Genomic DNA, 15337 nt, shown 5'->3' on the forward strand with positions numbered 1-15337 from the left:
GGATTTCGTCCTGGCACCGATTGTGGCGACGCGACGCCTCGCTTTCGACAGCCTGCAGGAAGGCAGACGCGCACGGACATCGGACAATGCGTCACAACGGATCAAGACCGTGCAACCTGATCTTGGTATATCGACAGTATTTGCTTAGAAGTCGCTAATATTCCTGAGCAAGACCGGCTCTTACCGCCGCCAGCAAGGATGATTCCTTTCAAGAACCTCTCCGTGGGTTGCCAAGCCCCCACCTGACACCAAGTCGCCCGTGCTTAGGTTTCGCGCCATGGCTTGTCAATCTCGCGTGCGGGACTGAGTTCGATTTCAATGCCGCAAACCTACGGACCAAACCCACCAGGTTTCAGGTAAATCGAACGCTCAAGGCTCAAGCGGACCGGCGACCATCAAGGATGCGGCCCACGACCCGCTCAGTGGATTTTCGCCATTGCGGCGCGCTCCATCCGAATGCGGCGGCGAATTTCGCGCTCGACAGCCGCGAATTGGCGGGACGCCGCGCCTTGGTCGGATAGTCCTTGGTGGCAATATCCCGCACATCAGCCCAAGGACCGCCGGACGCCCGGCTTGTGTCCAGGATATGACGGGCAAAACCGCTCCAGTTGGTGTCACCCGTACCGGTCAGGTGATAGACGCCGAATGCACCGAAGCTTTTGTCGCTATGCAAGAGCGCGGCCGCACGCAGGACAGCGTCGGCGATATCAAGCGCCGAGGTGGGATTGCCCCATTGGTCGGCCACCACCGAAATCTCGTCCCGATCGCCGGCAAGGCGCAGCATGGTCTTGACGAAATTCTTGCCGAACGGGCTGTAGACCCATGCGGTTCGCAGGATCAGGTGGCGCGGGCCGGCAGCGGCCACCGCCTGCTCGCCTGCGAGCTTGGAGGCGCCGTAGACGCCAAGGGGCGCCGTCGCATCGGTCTCGACATAAGCGCCGGGGGCGCTGCCGTCGAAGACATAGTCGGTCGAGAGATGAATGATCGGAACGCCAAGGCGTGCGGCGGCCTGCGCCACCTTGCCGGCGCCGGTCGCGTTGACCGCAAAGGCCAGATCGGGCTCGTCCTCGGCCTGATCCACGGCCGTGTAAGCAGCGGCCGACACGACGATATCCGGCTTCGCAGCCGCGATGGCGTCGACGACGGTCTCGGGTCTTGCCAGGTCGAGCTCCGGACGGCCGATGGCGACGACCTCCACACCGGCCTTTCCCTGGCCGGCCTCCAGCAGGCTTGCCGCGACCTGGCCGTCGCGTCCTGTGACAACGAGCCTCACGCGCCGCCCTTGCGCGCTTCGCCCAGTCTTTCACCGGCGTAGCGCTGCTCGCGGATCGGCCCCCACCACCATTTGTTGTCCAGGAACCAGTCCACGGTTCTGGCAAGGCCGCTGTCAAAATTCTCCCTGGGCGTCCAGCCGAGCTCACGGCCGATCTTGGAGGCATCGATGGCGTAGCGGCGATCGTGGCCGGGGCGGTCGGTGACGAAGGAGATCAGCTCGCGGTAGCGCTTGCCGCCGGCCCGCGGACGCCTGATGTCGAGAAGATCGCAGATCGTCTCGACGACGGCGAGGTTCGTGCGTTCCGAATTGCCACCGACATTGTAGCTCTCGCCGGGTGCGCCCTTGGTGGCGACGAGCTCCAGGGCCCGCGCGTGATCCTCGACGAACAGCCAGTCACGCACATTGGCGCCGGCGCCATAGACCGGCAGCGGCTTTTCGTCGAGCGCGTTGAGGATGACGAGCGGGATCAGTTTTTCGGGAAAATGATAGGGGCCGTAATTGTTCGAACAGTTGGAGAGCACAACCGGCAGGCCGTAAGTCTCGTGCCAGGCCCGCACCAGATGGTCCGAGGCCGCCTTCGAGGCGGAATAGGGCGAGGAAGGCGCGTAAGGCGTCTCCTCGACGAACATGCCGCCGTCGAAAGGCAGATCGCCGAACACCTCATCGGTGGAGACGTGATGGAAGCGGAAGCTGCCCTTCCTGTCGTCGGCAAGGCCGCGCCAGTATTCCAGCGCGGCATTGAGGATCTTGTAAGTGCCGACGATATTGGTCTCGATAAAGGCACCCGGCCCGTCGATCGAGCGATCGACGTGGCTCTCGGCCGCGAGGTTCATGACGATGTCGATGTCGTCCCGGCGCAGAAGATCCAGCACCGCCTTCTCGTCACAGATATCAGCTTGGGCGAAGCTGTAATTGTGTGCATTCTCGATTGGCCGCAGCGAGGCCAGATTGCCCGCATAGGTCAGCTTGTCGAGATTGGTCACCCGGTAGGCCGGATTGGCGCACAGATGCCGGCACACCGCCGAGCCGATGAAGCCGGCACCGCCTGTCACCAGAAAATTCATACCCCTGCCCCCATCAGGCAAACACCTCTGCCGCAGCAAGCATCGGCGCCTTGAGGTCCTTGTCCGAAAGCTGGAATCCGCCAGCGATGGACGGCCACTTGATGCCGATAGCGGGATCGTCGAAACGGATCGAGCGTTCATGGTCGGGCGAATAGGTGTCGGTGACCTTGTAGAGGACCTCGGTGTCGGGCACGAGCGTCACAAAGCCATGGGCGAAGCCCCTTGGCACCAGAATCTGGTTGCCCTTTTCGGCCGAAATCTCGTGAGCGATCCATTTTCCAAAGGTCTTCGAGCTGCGGCGGATGTCTACACAAACATCCAGAATCCGGCCACGGATCACACGCAGCAACTTGTCCTGGGTGCGGGGCGCAAGCTGATAATGCAGCCCGCGCAAGACGCCAGGCGCCGCGGAATAGGAATGGTTGTCCTGCACGAAATGCAATTCTATCCCAGCCTGCACAAAGCGCTCGGCGTTGTATGTCTCCATGAAGAAGCCGCGTGCATCGCCATGCCGCTTGGGAACGACTTCCAGCACGCCTTCAAGGCCGAGGGACCTGATCTCCAACGCTTAGCCCTCCGACAGATCGGCGACGCGCCGGCGCAGATAGGCGGCATATTCATTCTTGCCCAAGCGGGTTGCACGTTGCAGCACTTGCTCTGCCGTCAGCCAGCCCTGCTCAAAGGCGATTTCCTCTGGGCAAGCAACCTTGATGCCTTGCCGATGCTCGATCGTGCGCACGAAGGAAGAAGCGTCGTTCAGACTGTCATGGGTCCCTGTGTCGAGCCAGGCATAGCCGCGCCCCAGCCGGTGCACATGTAGCAGGCCGCGATCGAGATAGGCGTTGTTGACCGCCGTGATCTCAAGCTCGCCGCGGGCCGAAGGCTTAATGGACGAAGCGATGTCGACGACAGTGTTGTCGTAGAAATACAGCCCGGTGACGGCCCAGTTGGACTTCGGCTTTTGCGGCTTTTCTTCGATCGTGAGCGCGGTTCCGGTGACCTTGTCGAAGGACACGACGCCATACCGCTGGGGATCATCGACGCGGTAGGCGAACACCGAAGCGCCGGTGTCGCGCGCAGCGGCGGTGCGGCAAAGCTGCGACAGCCCGTCGCCAAAATAGATGTTGTCGCCCAGGATCATCGACACGCTGTCGTTGCCGATGAAGTCACGGCCGATGATGAAAGCTTCAGCGAGCCCATTGGGCTGCGGCTGCTCCGCATAGGAGATCTCCAGCCCGAACTCCGATCCGTCACCGAGTAAATCACGGAAAACGGGTAGATCCCGCGGCGTCGAAATGACCAGGATTTCCCTGATATCCGCCAGCATCAGCACGCTCAGCGGATAGTAGATCATCGGCTTGTCGTATACCGGAAGAATTTGTTTGGAGACTGCCAATGTCAGCGGATAAAGGCGCGTTCCACTACCTCCCGCAAGGATAATTCCTTTCAAGAAGCTCTCCCTGACATGCCCAAATCCCCTCGGCAGCAGTGGTAGCCAAACTACACCCTCAAAGCTGCTGCCAGCGCCCGTTTATATCCTAGAGTCGTTACCAAAATACGCCTGGTACCACTCGACGAACCGCCCTACCCCGTCGGACACCGACGTACCGGGCCGATAGCCGACGGCGGCTTGCAGAGCCGAGGTGTCGGCGAAGGTGTCGGGCACGTCGCCGGCCTGCAGCGGCAAGAACTCGATGATGGCCTTGCGGCCAAGCGCGTTTTCCAGCGCTTCAACATAGGCGGTCAGCTTCACCGGATTGTTGTTGCCGATGTTGAAGATGCGCCAGGGCGCACTGCTCGTTGCCGGATCCGGATGGCTGGAATCCCAGGCAGGGTTGCCGGCGGCAGGGCTGTCGCTGGTTCGGATCACACCTTCTGCGATGTCATCGACATAGGTGAAGTCGCGCGTGTGGTTGCCATTGTTGAACAACTTGATCGGCTCGCCGGCCAGAATACTCCTGGTGAACAGGAACAGCGCCATGTCGGGACGCCCCCAGGGGCCGTACACGGTGAAGAAACGCAGCCCGGTGGTCGGCAGCCCGAACAGATGGCTGTAGCTGTGCGCCATCAACTCGTTGGCGCGCTTGGTCGCGGCGTAGAACTGCAGCGGATGATCTGCCGGGCGGTGCTCGGAAAACGGCATGTCGGTGTTGGCGCCGTAGACACTCGAGGTGCTGGCATAGGTCAGATGCGCCATGCCGCCGCTGCGACAGGCCTCCAGCATGTTGGTGAAAGCGACAATGTTGCTTTCGACATAGGCGCGCGGGTTTTCCAGGCTGTAGCGGACCCCGGCCTGGGCGGCGAGATGGATCACCCGATCGAAGGCGTGGTCGGCGAAGCAACCGTCCACGATCCGTCTGTCGGCAAGATTGCCGTGGATGAAATGATAGCCTGCATTGGTGCTGCGGCTTGCATCGGCCAGCAGCCGCAGGCGCGCCTGCTTGATCGCGGGATCGTAGTAATCGTTGACGCTGTCGATGCCGACAACCTCGTCGCCGCGCTCCAGGAGCCGCCTGGCGACGTGATAGCCTATAAAGCCGGCGGCGCCGGTGACCAGAACCTTCATCAGAAGCGCCCGTCCTCGGGAATGGAGCCCTGACGTCTATGGCACGCCAAGCTTCCGACAGACCTCAGGAGCGCTTGAGCAGCGACCACACAGCCGGCACGAGGCTGGCCGCGAGCGCAACCTTGATCAGGTCGCCGACGATGAACGGCACGACGCCGAACTGCCAGGACTTTTCCGGGCCGATGAGCAGCGCGAGCCAGGCGAAACCCATCGCCATCATCACCACTTCGGCGACCAGCATCGCGTTGAAAAGCTTGATCGGGTGGCGATCCCAGCCGCGGTCGGCAGCCCAGCCGACAATCGCCGCCATGACCACAAAGCCAGCGAGATAGCCCCCGGTCGAGCCGAGCATGTAGGCGATGCCGACGCCCTTTTCCGGTGTGCCCTGGAAGACCGGGAAGCCCATCGCGCCTTCCGCCATGTAGAGCAGCAAGGTTGCGACGCCCAGACGCATGCCGAAGGCGGCGGCGATCAGCAAGACGGCGAGCGTCTGCATCGAGATGTCGACGGGGCCTAGCACAACCTTGGTCTTGGCCGACAGGGTCAAAAGCAGCGTTCCGGCGATCGCCAGGAAAAGCTGCGTTGCCAGTCGCGCCGCGCCTTCTTGCGGCAAAGCCAGAGAAACAAGCGGGCGCATCGTCGTTGCAGTTGCCATGGTCTTCCCCAATCCGATCTGTCGCGATCCAATAGTCGTGGTCTCAGCATTTTCCTATATTGGCTTGCGTGCTATGCGGCAATCGGTTTTGCCGTTCCGGTCACAATGCGCCGGCATTGTTCCCGGGAACAATGTGCCGACATGGTTTGAAAAGACATGGATCGAAAAGACATGGATCTCAAATTCGATACCAGCTTCGATCCAAGCTACGGCCAGGGCGTGACCGTGGCCCCGGACGTGCAGCGCGTCACGGTCCGGAATCCGAGCCCCTTCACCTTTCATGGCACCAACAGCTATGTCGTCGGGCGCGACACGCTGGCGGTGATCGATCCCGGACCGGAGGACGAGGCCCATCTTCAGACCTTGCTCGACGTGATCGCCGGGAGGCCGGTCAGCCATATTTTCGTCAGCCACACGCATCGCGACCATTCGCCACTGGCGGCCCGGCTAAAGGAGCGCACCGGCGCCTCGGTGCTGGCGGAGGGGCCGCACAGGCCGGCAAGACCGTTGCATATAGGCGAGAGCAATGCGCTCGACGCCAGCGCCGACATCGCTTTCGTTCCCGACATCGTGTTGCCGGATGGCGAACTGATCGCCGGCGACGGCTGGGCGATACGCGCGGTTCTCACCCCCGGCCACACAGCCAATCATGCGGTGTTCGCGCTGGAGGGAACCGGCACCCTGTTTTCGGCCGATCATGTCATGGCCTGGGCGACATCCATCGTCGCGCCTCCCGATGGGGCAATGGCCGACTACATGGCATCGCTGGACCGGCTGATCGAGCGCGACGACCGACTGCTGCTGCCGGGCCATGGCGGACCGGTGACGAAGCCGCGGGCTTTCATGCGCGGATTGAAGACGCATCGAAAAATGCGCGAACGGGCTATACTGGAACGTGTCAGGGCCGGCGACCGGACTATCCCCGACATGGTCAAGGCGATCTACAGGGATACCGATCCCCGGCTGCATGGTGCCGCCGGACTGTCCGTGCTTGCCCATCTCGAGGACCTGGTGGCGCGCGGCATGGTGTCGACAGACGCCGCCCCCGCCATCGACGGCATTTTCACGCCGGCTCGATAGGCCTGCCTGGTCCGGGGCCTACCTTCGTGGCGGGCGCGAGACTGTAATGACTATTCGGCCGGAACCGCCCCGACCTGGCCGGCGACTTCCTGGTCCAGTTCGGCCAGGAACTCGGTGATGCGCGCGGCGTTGTCGCCGAGATCGTAGCGGCCATAACGCGAAGCCGATCGCATATCAACGATGACGCTATCGCCATTGTCCGTCACGCGGATCGCCACATCGGCGGGAAGGCCGAGCACAAAGCCCTTGGCGACAGCGGTCATGGTCACGTCGCTTTGCCCGGCGAGATCGGGATAAGGCTCGGAAAGATCCCAGCCGCGCCGGTCGAGCACGGTTTCGACGGCATTGACGATGGTCTCGAATGGCAGATCATAGCTGCGTGCGGTGACCAGCGGAAAGCTGTCTGCCTGCAGCCGCTGTTCGCCCGGCGTCGACGGCGACAGCACATTCATATCCTTCGTCCGGTCACTCACGTCGAGCGCGGGCGGATTGTCGAAATCGGTCGAGATGTCCCTCAGCGGCGGATAGATTGTCGCCCAGTAGGCGGCAACGCCGTAGGGGACCAGCACCAGCAGTGCCAGCAAGGCGCCGACGCTCAGGTCCCGGCCTCCGCGGTCGCCAAATTTCCACAGCCTCGAAAAGGCAAAGGCGGCGAACAGCAGCGCCAGTGCCGCGAGCAGCGCAACAATGCCCAGCACCCACAGGAAAACCGGTGTTTCGACGAGATCGAAATGATGACCGACAAAGACGGTCAGCAACAGCACCGCTGAAAATGCCGCCGTGCGCCGCGACCAGCCGGCGGCCTTCGACGTTTGCCGTTCGGGAATGCTAACCATTGTTCTCTGCGCTGCCCCAACCCGGACGGAGGTTTAGTGCCTTTTCGCGGCGGCTTGAAGCCGAAACACGCAACATCCCGTCAATCCGTCGGCAAGCGATAATCCTTGAACTGCTGGCGCAAGGTGATCTTCTGGATCTTGCCGGTGGCGGTATGCGGTATTTCGCCAACGAAAGTGACATCGTCGGGCATCCACCACTTGGCCACCTTGCCATCCATGAAATCGAGAATTTCGGCCTTGGTCGGTTCCTTGCCCGGCTTGGCGACGATGACCAGCAGCGGCCGCTCGCCCCATTTCGAGTGGTGAATGCCGATCGCTGCCGCCTCCGCGACATCGGGGTGGCCGACGGCCAGATTCTCGAGGTCGATGGTCGAAATCCATTCGCCGCCCGACTTGATGACGTCCTTGGCCCGATCGGTGATCTGCATGTAACCACCGGCGTCGATGTGAGCGACGTCTCCGGTATCGAACCAGCCGTCCTCATCGAATTGCTCCGCGCCGGCACCACCGTAGTAGGCACGAGCGACGGCTGGGCCGCGCACCTTCAGGCGGCCAAAGGTCTTGCCATCCCAAGGTTGCGCATTGTTGCCGTCATCGGTCACCTTCATTTCAACGCCGAAGGGTGGGTAGCCCTGCTTCTGCTTGACATCGAGACGGGCCTCACCCTCAAGACCGACATATTCTGGCTTCAAGGTGCACAGTGTGCCGAGCGGCGACATTTCGGTCATGCCCCAGGCATGGATGACCTGGACATCGTAATTGTCCTGGAATTTCGTCATGATCGCGCGCGGGCAGGACGACCCACCGATGACGACCTTGTTCAGATAGGGCAGCTTCTTGCCGGTCTCCTCCAGATATTGCAGCAGCATCATCCAGACGGTCGGCACGGCTGCGCTGAAGGTCACCTTCTCGGTGTCGAGCAATTCATAGATCGAGGCGCCGTCCATCTTGCAGCCAGGCATGACCAGCTTGGCGCCGATCATCGGGCCGCTCTGGCCAAGGCCCCAGGCATTGGCGTGGAACATCGGCACCACCGGAAGGATCGTGTCGCGTGACGACAGGCCCATCGCGTCGGGCATGGCGGCGATCATGGCATGCAGCACGTTGGAGCGGTGGCTGTAGACGACGCCCTTGGGATCGCCTGTCGTGCCCGATGTGTAGCACATGCCGGCAGCGGTGCCTTCGTCGAAGGTCTTCCAGGCGAAATCGCCATCGACCTCATCAAGCCAGTCCTCATAGGCGACGGCATTGGGCAAGGCCGTTTGCGGCATGTGCGCCTTGTCAGTCAGCACAATCACCTTTTTCAGCGATTTGACGGCACCGGCGATCTTTTCGAGCAACGGTATGAAGGTCAGGTCTACGAAGACGGCCTTGTCCTCGGCATGGTTCATGATCCAGACGATCTGTTCGGGAAACAGGCGTGGATTGAGCGTGTGATAGATCGCGCCGACGCCCATGATGCCGTACCAGGCCTCGATATGGCGCGCGGTGTTCCAGGCCAGCGTGGCGATACGGTCGCCCAATCCATAGCCGTCTCGCTCCAGCCGCTGGGCGACCTTGAGAGAACGACGGTGAATGTCGGCATAGGTGGTGCGCACGATCGGCCCCTCGATCGAGCGCGATACGATCTCGCGCACGCCATGCTGCCGTTCAGCGTTGTCGATGAGCTTGTGGCACAGCAGCGGCCATTCCTGCATCAGCCCCAGCATCTCGTTCCTCCTCCCTCGCGCATTTTGCGTCGTAGCTTTGGTTCATTGTGAAGCGAACCGGCGGATTGTCCAGTCACTCGGCTGCGCGGCGGACGAATTTCAGAGGCCATGCCGCAACGGCAAGCGGTTGAATTCCGCCATGTTTTGGATTTTGAGCTGCTGGGCACTCGTGCCACCGAGATGGCAGGATGCTCATGAACGATGGCAGCGGTGTCGTATGGAGCGAAATGACCGGGAAATCCGCCACAATCCGGCCATCCTCGGCGTTAAGGTTCGTTAACGGGCAAAGGGGTGCGATTGGCGACTGAAAGAGGTTCGCATGGACGTGCAGCTCGACGACAAGGCCCTTGAAAGCACACTTGCCGAAAGCCTGGCCGATCTGGTGCCGGACGAAAAGACTGTTTCCGAAGACGAATTCGTCGAAGTCGTCGGCGGCGCGCTGGAAGCGGTCGGTGGCACGCTGCTGTTCAAGATGTGCGTCCACAACGAAGGCGAAGGCCAGCATGTCGCGGCCGCATCCGTCGGCGCTGGCGGCAATCGCCAGTTCCTGCTGCTCACCTTGCCGACCGGCGGCGGCTCGCTGAAAGTCGAGACCGTTTCAAGAAGCAGCAATCCGGTGGCGGGCATTGCAGCCGCCTATGCCGGACTGATGGACGCATTCAAAACCGCCGCCTGAGCCTCGGCTGACATTCGAAAGCGCTGTAGCGCCACGCCCGGCGATTGGCGCCTGTTTTCGTGATGCGAACAGACCTTGCGCAACAGCTGTGCCCGCCACACCTTAAGGGGCCAGGCAAGGAGGAACCAGCATGGACAAGATCGCCAACCCGGCACCCGGCTTTCAGCGCAACCCCGACAAGATCATCACCATCGAGCCCTATATCGGCACCGTCACCGTGCGCGCCGGCGATACGGTCATCGCGTCGTCGACGAACGCCAAGGTGCTGACCGAAACCCCTTATCCCGCCGCCTTCTACATTCCATTCGCCGACATCGATTTCGACAGGCTGAGCAGCACCGAACACTCGAGCCATTGCCCCTACAAGGGCGACGCCAGCTATTGGACCGTGCTGCCGGCCGGCGAAGCCGGCAAGGATGCGATGTGGGCCTATCGGCATCCTTTCGACGAAATGACTGACATTCGCGACCACGGCGCGTTCTACGCCAGCAAGGTCACCATCGAAGCCAAGCCAGGCTGAGAAGCGGCAGACTGCCGCTCAGTCGGTCGTGCCGTGATTGCCCGTGCCTTCGACATCATCGAGCCGCACAAAGGTCATGCCCTTGGCTTTCAACGCCAGCAGGCCCTGCACCACGCCCTCACCGGCGGCGTGGGTCGGCTGGTTGATGTGTGAGATGATGACGTCACCATCCTTGGCCGCGGCGATACGCTTGGCTGTTTCCTTGGCACCCAGCAAGGAGCCGCCATCGCCATTGATCGAGAAGCCGGCGATCTTGAAACCGAGCTTGCGGATCATCGCGATCGCCGAGGGGCTGTATTCGGCGGTTGCGCCGCGAAACCATTTCGGCGCCGGCTCACCGGTCCTGGCCAGGGCCGCGGCACCCGACTCGACCTCGGCCAGAACGGCCTCGGGGCTGCCGGCGCTGCTTATGCCGTAGATCTTCTGCGGCGTGTCGACCGCCGGAACATGGCGCCCGCCGTGATTTTCGAGCTCGAAAAGATCGGGATGCGCCTGCATGATGGCGACGGCGTCGGCGTTCCGTTTCAGCCAGATGCCGGTGACAAAAATGGTGGCCGGTATCTTGTTGTCCACCAATGCCGAGAGAATGCGTGTGTCAGTCTTTCCGCCGCAGGCGTCGAGGGTCAGCGCGACGCGGCCGGCTCCACTCGCCTCGGGCTTGATGTGCAGCGTGGGCTCGACCAGCGGCGCGGCGTCGGCGCTGGATATCACCGCCAACGACATGGCGATCATGCAGAGATGTCTTTGCAGCAGACGCATCAAACCGAATTCCTGATTGGAGCAGTTCCCGGTTTCACGGAAACGACCCGCTCTGACTCTTTATTTTGGAGCAATTCCTATGGGAAAGCCGTTTCACACTTTTCCTGGAATTGCTCTTCAAGCCGGTATCCCAAGACCCGCATGAAGGCGGAAATCGGGACGATGGATAGCAGAAAAGTGCCTGGCGCGGCAATTTGACCGCCCGCTTCGCGAGCCATCCATTCGACAGCCTGACGATCGATCGCCGCTCAGACAGCGCGTTCCTGTTTCATCTCGGTGCGCGCGAGCAGCTCGCGCACCGCTTCGACGACAGGCTTCACCTCAAGCCGCCAGACACAGCACGCCTTGCTGGGGTCCTTCGGGCGGCACAGGCCGCTGGCCACGCAGTCACATGGCATCGACGGCCGCAGCGCGATGCTGGGCACGCCGACAGGTCCCCAGCGCGACGGATGCGTCAGGCCGAAAAGGCCGACAACCGGCGTGCCCGCGGCGGCGGCCATATGCATCGGCCCACTCTCATTGCCGAGAAACAGCCGGGCCTGTTTCAAGACAGCCAGCAAGGTCTCGAGCGACAGCGTCCCGACAAGGTCGACGACCGGCGTCGCCGTCCTGGCGAGGATCTGCGCCGCGGTCTCGCGTTCGTCCGGCCCTCCGACCAGCACGACTCCCAATCCGGTCTCGCCGACAATTTCGTCGATCGCCTCGGCAAACCGTTCCGGCTGCCATTGCCGGCCCTTGAAGCTCGCGCCCGCATGAACGGCGATGAAGGCGTCTGGGTGAAGACGGTGCTTGCCCAGGAGTGCCAGGGCTTTCACAGTCTCGGACGGCAGCGGCTGAATGCTTGGCACCGTCACGCGCAGATCGATGCCAAGCGCTTCAAGCGGCGAAAGATAGCGATAGACAAAATGCTGACCGCCAAACCCCTGCGGTTTTGCAAACAGATTGGCGGGCTGCCGCTCCAGCAGCTTCAGAGGTCTTTCGGGAGGATTGTAGCCGATGCGGGTCTTTGCGTTGACGAGCCCGCTGATGAGGCGCGAGGTCTTTGAATCGGTCAGGTCGATCGTCAGATCGAAGCGGAAGCCACGCAGTTCCCGCACGATGGCATAGAGTTCTTTTCCGCGCTCCAGCGGGGTGCCCCGCATGCGGGCGCGCCTGAACGTGACCACCTCGGAAGCAATGCCATGCGCCACCACGAAGCTCTTGAAATTCGCTTCGCAGAGGAATGCGATCCTGGCGCCGGGGAACTCGAGCTGCAGGTTCCTGGCGAGCGTCGAGGCGAGGACGATATCGCCGATGAACTTCGTTTGAATGATCAGGATCGAGCGGAACGGCGCGGGTGATATCTGCAACATGTGATTCCGAAGACAATTGGCGGGCCGTCCGCAAATTGGGCACGAACAATGTCGGGATTACGCAACGGCTTTAGCACGTTCGCGTGAGCTTTCATACAAAATCGTAAATTTTAGCTCTGTCTGATGCTCTATCCTTTGCCTGCTTTCGCCACCAGCACCGCCGCCTGCGCCGCCGCCAGCCTGGCGATCGGCACTCGGTAGGGCGAGCAGGACACGTAGTCGAGGCCGACCTCCTCGCAGAATCGGATCGAAGCGGGATCGCCGCCATGTTCGCCGCAGATGCCGAGCTTGATGTCGGGCCGCGTCGCCTTGCCCTTTTGCGCGGCCATGCGCACCAGTTCGCCGACGCCGTCAATGTCGAGCGAGACGAACGGATCCTGCTCGATGATGCCTTTTTGGCGGTAGGTCTCCAGGAACGAGGCAGCATCGTCGCGCGAGATGCCGAAGGTGGTCTGCGTGAGGTCGTTGGTGCCGAAGGAGAAGAACTCGGCCGATTCGGCGATAACATGGGCACGGATCGCCGCGCGAGGCAGCTCAATCATGGTTCCGGTCAGATAGTCGATCTTGACGCCGGTCTCGTCCATGACACTTTTGGCGACCGCATCGATACGCGCTTTCACATAATCGAGTTCCTTCACCAGACCGACCAGCGGCACCATGATCTCGGGCACCACCAGCGCGCCGGCCTTCTTGCCGGCCTCGACGGCGGCCTCGAAAATGGCGCGCGCCTGCATCTCGGCGATCTCGGGATAGGAGACGGCCAGCCGGCAGCCGCGATGGCCGAGCATCGGGTTGAATTCGTGCAGGGCCTCGGTGCGCTGCCTGAGTTTGTCGGGCGACACATTCATGACGGCCGCGACCTCGGCGATTTCGGCTTCGGTCTTGGGCAGGAATTCATGCAACGGCGGATCGAGCAGGCGGATCGTCACCGGCAGGCCGGCCATGATCTCGAACAGTTCGAGAAAGTCTGAGCGCTGCATGGGCAGAAGCTTGGCAAGGGCGGCGCGCCGTTCCTTCTCGGTGTCGGCCAGGATCATCTCGCGCATGGCGACGATGCGCTCGCCGTCGAAGAACATGTGCTCGGTGCGGCAGAGACCGATGCCTTCGGCGCCGAAAGAACGGGCCATGCGGGCGTCGAGCGGCGTTTCGGCGTTGGTGCGTACCTTCATGCGGCGCACCGCGTCGGCCCACTCCATGATGGCGGCGAAGTCGCCGGACAGTTCCGGCTGCAGCATCGATACGGCGCCCTTCAACACCTGGCCATTGCTGCCATCGATGGTGATGATGTCGCCCTTGCGGAACGTCTGTCCCATCGAGAGGAGCGTGCCGGCCTTGTAGTCGACGCGCAGCGAGCCGGCGCCAGACACGCAAGGCTTGCCCATGCCGCGCGCCACGACGGCGGCATGGCTGGTCATGCCGCCGCGCGTGGTCAGGATGCCTTCGGCGGCATGCATGCCATGGATGTCCTCGGGGCTGGTCTCGATGCGCACCAGGATCGCCTTGCGGCCTTGCGTCTTCAGATCCTCGGCATCGCCTGAGGAAAAGACGACCTCGCCGGTGGCAGCCCCCGGCGACGCCGGCAGGCCGACGCCGATGATGTCACGCGCGGCCTTCGGATCGATGGTCGGGTGCAGCAATTGATCGAGCGAGGCGGGGTCGATGCGGGCAACAGCTTCCTCTTTCGTGATCAAGCCGTCCCTGGCCATCTCGACGGCGATCTTCAGCGCCGCCTTGGCGGTGCGCTTGCCGGACCGGGTCTGCAACATCCACAATTTGCCGCGCTCGATGGTGAATTCGAGGTCCTGCATGTCGCGGTAGTGCTTCTCCAGGCTGTCGGAAATGGTGACGAAGGACTGGAAAGCGTCCGGCATCAGCTTCTGCAACGATGGCTTGTCGGAGCCGGCCGCGATGCGGGCCGCCTCGGTGATGTTCTGCGGCGTGCGGATGCCGGCCACGACATCCTCGCCCTGCGCGTTGACCAGGAACTCGCCATAGAGCTGCTTTTCGCCGGTTGACGGGTTGCGGGTGAAGGCCACGCCGGTGGCCGAGGTCTCGCCCATATTGCCGAACACCATGGCCTGGACGTTGACCGCCGTACCCCAGCTCTCGGGGATGTCGTGCAGACGCCGGTAGGTGATGGCGCGGTTGTTCATCCAGCTCGAGAAGACGGCGCCGATGGCGCCCCAGAGCTGCTCGTTCGGATCCTGCGGGAACGGCTTGCCGAGCTCTTCCTCGACCTTGGCCTTGTAGAGCGCGATCACGCCTTGCCATTCAATGGCGGTCAGCTCGGTGTCGAGTTCGTGGCCGAGCCCACCCTTCTGATCTTCGAGGATTTCCTCGAACACCTCGTGGTCGAGGCCCATGACGACATCGGAATACATCTGGATGAAGCGGCGGTAGCTGTCATAGGCAAAGCGGGCATCGCCGGAATCAGTGGCCAGCGCCTCGACGGTCTCATCGTTCAGGCCAAGATTGAGAACCGTGTCCATCATGCCCGGCATCGAGGCCCGGGCGCCGGAGCGGACCGAGACCAGCAGCAGCTTCGACGGATCGCCGAACCGGCGCCCAGTCAGCTTGCCGATATGATCCAGCGCTTTCACCACATCGGCTTTCAATGCAGCTGGATAGGTGTTGCCGTCGGCGTAGTAGGCGTTGCAGACCTCGGTGGTGATGGTGAATCCTGGCGGCACCGGCAGGCCCAGGCTGCACATTTCGGCCAGATTGGCGCCCTTGCCGCCCAGCAGATTCCTGTCGCTGGCACGGCCTTCCGCCGCACCATCGCCAAAGGTGAAAACCCATTTGGTCATGCTTTTCTCCGGTTGCAGGAGATTGGAAAGATTGGCG

Annotated in this window: 14 protein-coding genes; 3 read left to right on the forward strand and 11 right to left on the reverse strand. The window is 62.3% G+C overall.

The window, feature by feature from the left end:
- Nucleotides 1-376: 376 nt before the first annotated feature.
- From rfbD to EB235_RS27420, 6 genes are all read right to left on the reverse strand, one after another.
- Nucleotides 377-1273, reverse strand: a complete 897-nt coding sequence (gene rfbD / locus EB235_RS27395; protein WP_027034271.1) for a dTDP-4-dehydrorhamnose reductase — start codon at nt 1271-1273, stop codon at nt 377-379.
- Nucleotides 1270-2340 carry a dTDP-glucose 4,6-dehydratase gene (rfbB, locus tag EB235_RS27400; protein WP_027034270.1) on the reverse strand — a complete coding sequence of 357 codons (1071 nt, stop codon included), beginning with the start codon at nt 2338-2340 and terminating at the stop codon, nt 1270-1272. Before rfbB ends, rfbD begins: the two co-directional genes overlap by 4 nt.
- Before the next feature lie 13 nt (nt 2341-2353).
- Nucleotides 2354-2905, reverse strand: a complete 552-nt coding sequence (gene rfbC / locus EB235_RS27405; protein ID WP_027034269.1) for a dTDP-4-dehydrorhamnose 3,5-epimerase — start codon at nt 2903-2905, stop codon at nt 2354-2356.
- Between the two features lie 3 nt (nt 2906-2908).
- Nucleotides 2909-3790: a glucose-1-phosphate thymidylyltransferase RfbA gene (gene rfbA / locus EB235_RS27410; protein WP_027034268.1), complete on the reverse strand. Its 882-nt coding sequence runs from the start codon at nt 3788-3790 to the stop codon at nt 2909-2911.
- Nucleotides 3791-3871: 81 nt separating this feature from the next.
- A complete protein-coding gene (locus tag EB235_RS27415; protein WP_027034267.1) occupies nt 3872-4906 on the reverse strand; it encodes an NAD-dependent epimerase in 1035 nt (344 codons plus the stop codon).
- Nucleotides 4907-4970: 64 nt separating this feature from the next.
- A complete protein-coding gene (locus EB235_RS27420; protein ID WP_027034266.1) occupies nt 4971-5561 on the reverse strand; it encodes a biotin transporter BioY in 591 nt (196 codons plus the stop codon).
- A gap of 171 nt (nt 5562-5732) precedes the next feature.
- Here EB235_RS27420 and EB235_RS27425 point away from each other — a divergent pair, with 171 nt between their 5' ends.
- Nucleotides 5733-6641 (forward strand): MBL fold metallo-hydrolase, encoded by a 909-nt coding sequence (locus EB235_RS27425; RefSeq protein ID WP_027034265.1) that lies wholly within the window; start codon nt 5733-5735, stop codon nt 6639-6641.
- A 50-nt stretch (nt 6642-6691) separates the two neighbouring features.
- Here EB235_RS27425 and EB235_RS27430 read toward each other — a convergent pair whose 3' ends face one another.
- Both EB235_RS27430 and EB235_RS27435 read right to left on the reverse strand, forming a co-directional pair.
- The gene (locus EB235_RS27430; RefSeq protein WP_027034264.1) at nt 6692-7477 is read right to left on the reverse strand and encodes a DUF1499 domain-containing protein; all 786 of its coding nucleotides are present in this window, start codon (nt 7475-7477) and stop codon (nt 6692-6694) included.
- Nucleotides 7478-7557: 80 nt separating this feature from the next.
- On the reverse strand, nt 7558-9186 hold the full coding sequence (locus tag EB235_RS27435) for a fatty-acid--CoA ligase (RefSeq protein ID WP_027034263.1): 1629 nt from the start codon (nt 9184-9186) through the stop codon (nt 7558-7560).
- A 319-nt stretch (nt 9187-9505) separates the two neighbouring features.
- Between EB235_RS27435 and EB235_RS27440 the strand changes: the two genes are divergently transcribed.
- Together EB235_RS27440 and EB235_RS27445 are read left to right on the forward strand one after the other, a co-directional pair.
- On the forward strand, nt 9506-9862 hold the full coding sequence (locus tag EB235_RS27440; RefSeq protein ID WP_027034262.1) for a hypothetical protein: 357 nt from the start codon (nt 9506-9508) through the stop codon (nt 9860-9862).
- A gap of 130 nt (nt 9863-9992) precedes the next feature.
- On the forward strand, nt 9993-10382 hold the full coding sequence (locus EB235_RS27445; RefSeq protein WP_027034261.1) for a DUF427 domain-containing protein: 390 nt from the start codon (nt 9993-9995) through the stop codon (nt 10380-10382).
- A gap of 18 nt (nt 10383-10400) precedes the next feature.
- Here the strand turns inward: EB235_RS27445 and EB235_RS27450 are convergent, their stop codons facing one another.
- The 3 genes from EB235_RS27450 to ppdK form a co-directional block, all read right to left on the reverse strand.
- A complete protein-coding gene (locus EB235_RS27450) occupies nt 10401-11141 on the reverse strand; it encodes a polysaccharide deacetylase family protein (RefSeq protein ID WP_027034260.1) in 741 nt (246 codons plus the stop codon).
- A 248-nt stretch (nt 11142-11389) separates the two neighbouring features.
- A complete protein-coding gene (locus tag EB235_RS27455; protein ID WP_027034259.1) occupies nt 11390-12493 on the reverse strand; it encodes a glycosyltransferase family 9 protein in 1104 nt (367 codons plus the stop codon).
- A 128-nt stretch (nt 12494-12621) separates the two neighbouring features.
- Nucleotides 12622-15300, reverse strand: coding sequence for a pyruvate, phosphate dikinase (gene ppdK / locus EB235_RS27460; RefSeq protein ID WP_027034258.1), 2679 nt, complete (start codon nt 15298-15300; stop codon nt 12622-12624).
- Nucleotides 15301-15337 lie beyond the last annotated feature (37 nt).

It is taken from the genome of Mesorhizobium loti R88b (assembly GCF_013170845.1).
In the GTDB taxonomy this organism is placed as follows: domain Bacteria; phylum Pseudomonadota; class Alphaproteobacteria; order Rhizobiales; family Rhizobiaceae; genus Mesorhizobium; species Mesorhizobium loti_B.

Coding starts and splice junctions, on each gene's coding strand:
- rfbB (WP_027034270.1), bottom strand. CDS start 2,340: ATGAATTTTCTGGTGACAGGCGGTGCCGGCTTCATCGGCTCGGCGGTG.
- EB235_RS27415 (WP_027034267.1), bottom strand. CDS start 4,906: ATGAAGGTTCTGGTCACCGGCGCCGCCGGCTTTATAGGCTATCACGTC.
- EB235_RS27420 (WP_027034266.1), bottom strand. CDS start 5,561: ATGGCAACTGCAACGACGATGCGCCCGCTTGTTTCTCTGGCTTTGCCG.
- EB235_RS27425 (WP_027034265.1), top strand. CDS start 5,733: ATGGATCTCAAATTCGATACCAGCTTCGATCCAAGCTACGGCCAGGGC.
- EB235_RS27430 (WP_027034264.1), bottom strand. CDS start 7,477: ATGGTTAGCATTCCCGAACGGCAAACGTCGAAGGCCGCCGGCTGGTCG.
- EB235_RS27435 (WP_027034263.1), bottom strand. CDS start 9,186: ATGCTGGGGCTGATGCAGGAATGGCCGCTGCTGTGCCACAAGCTCATC.
- EB235_RS27440 (WP_027034262.1), top strand. CDS start 9,506: ATGGACGTGCAGCTCGACGACAAGGCCCTTGAAAGCACACTTGCCGAA.
- EB235_RS27445 (WP_027034261.1), top strand. CDS start 9,993: ATGGACAAGATCGCCAACCCGGCACCCGGCTTTCAGCGCAACCCCGAC.
- EB235_RS27450 (WP_027034260.1), bottom strand. CDS start 11,141: ATGCGTCTGCTGCAAAGACATCTCTGCATGATCGCCATGTCGTTGGCG.
- EB235_RS27455 (WP_027034259.1), bottom strand. CDS start 12,493: ATGTTGCAGATATCACCCGCGCCGTTCCGCTCGATCCTGATCATTCAA.
- ppdK (WP_027034258.1), bottom strand. CDS start 15,300: ATGACCAAATGGGTTTTCACCTTTGGCGATGGTGCGGCGGAAGGCCGT.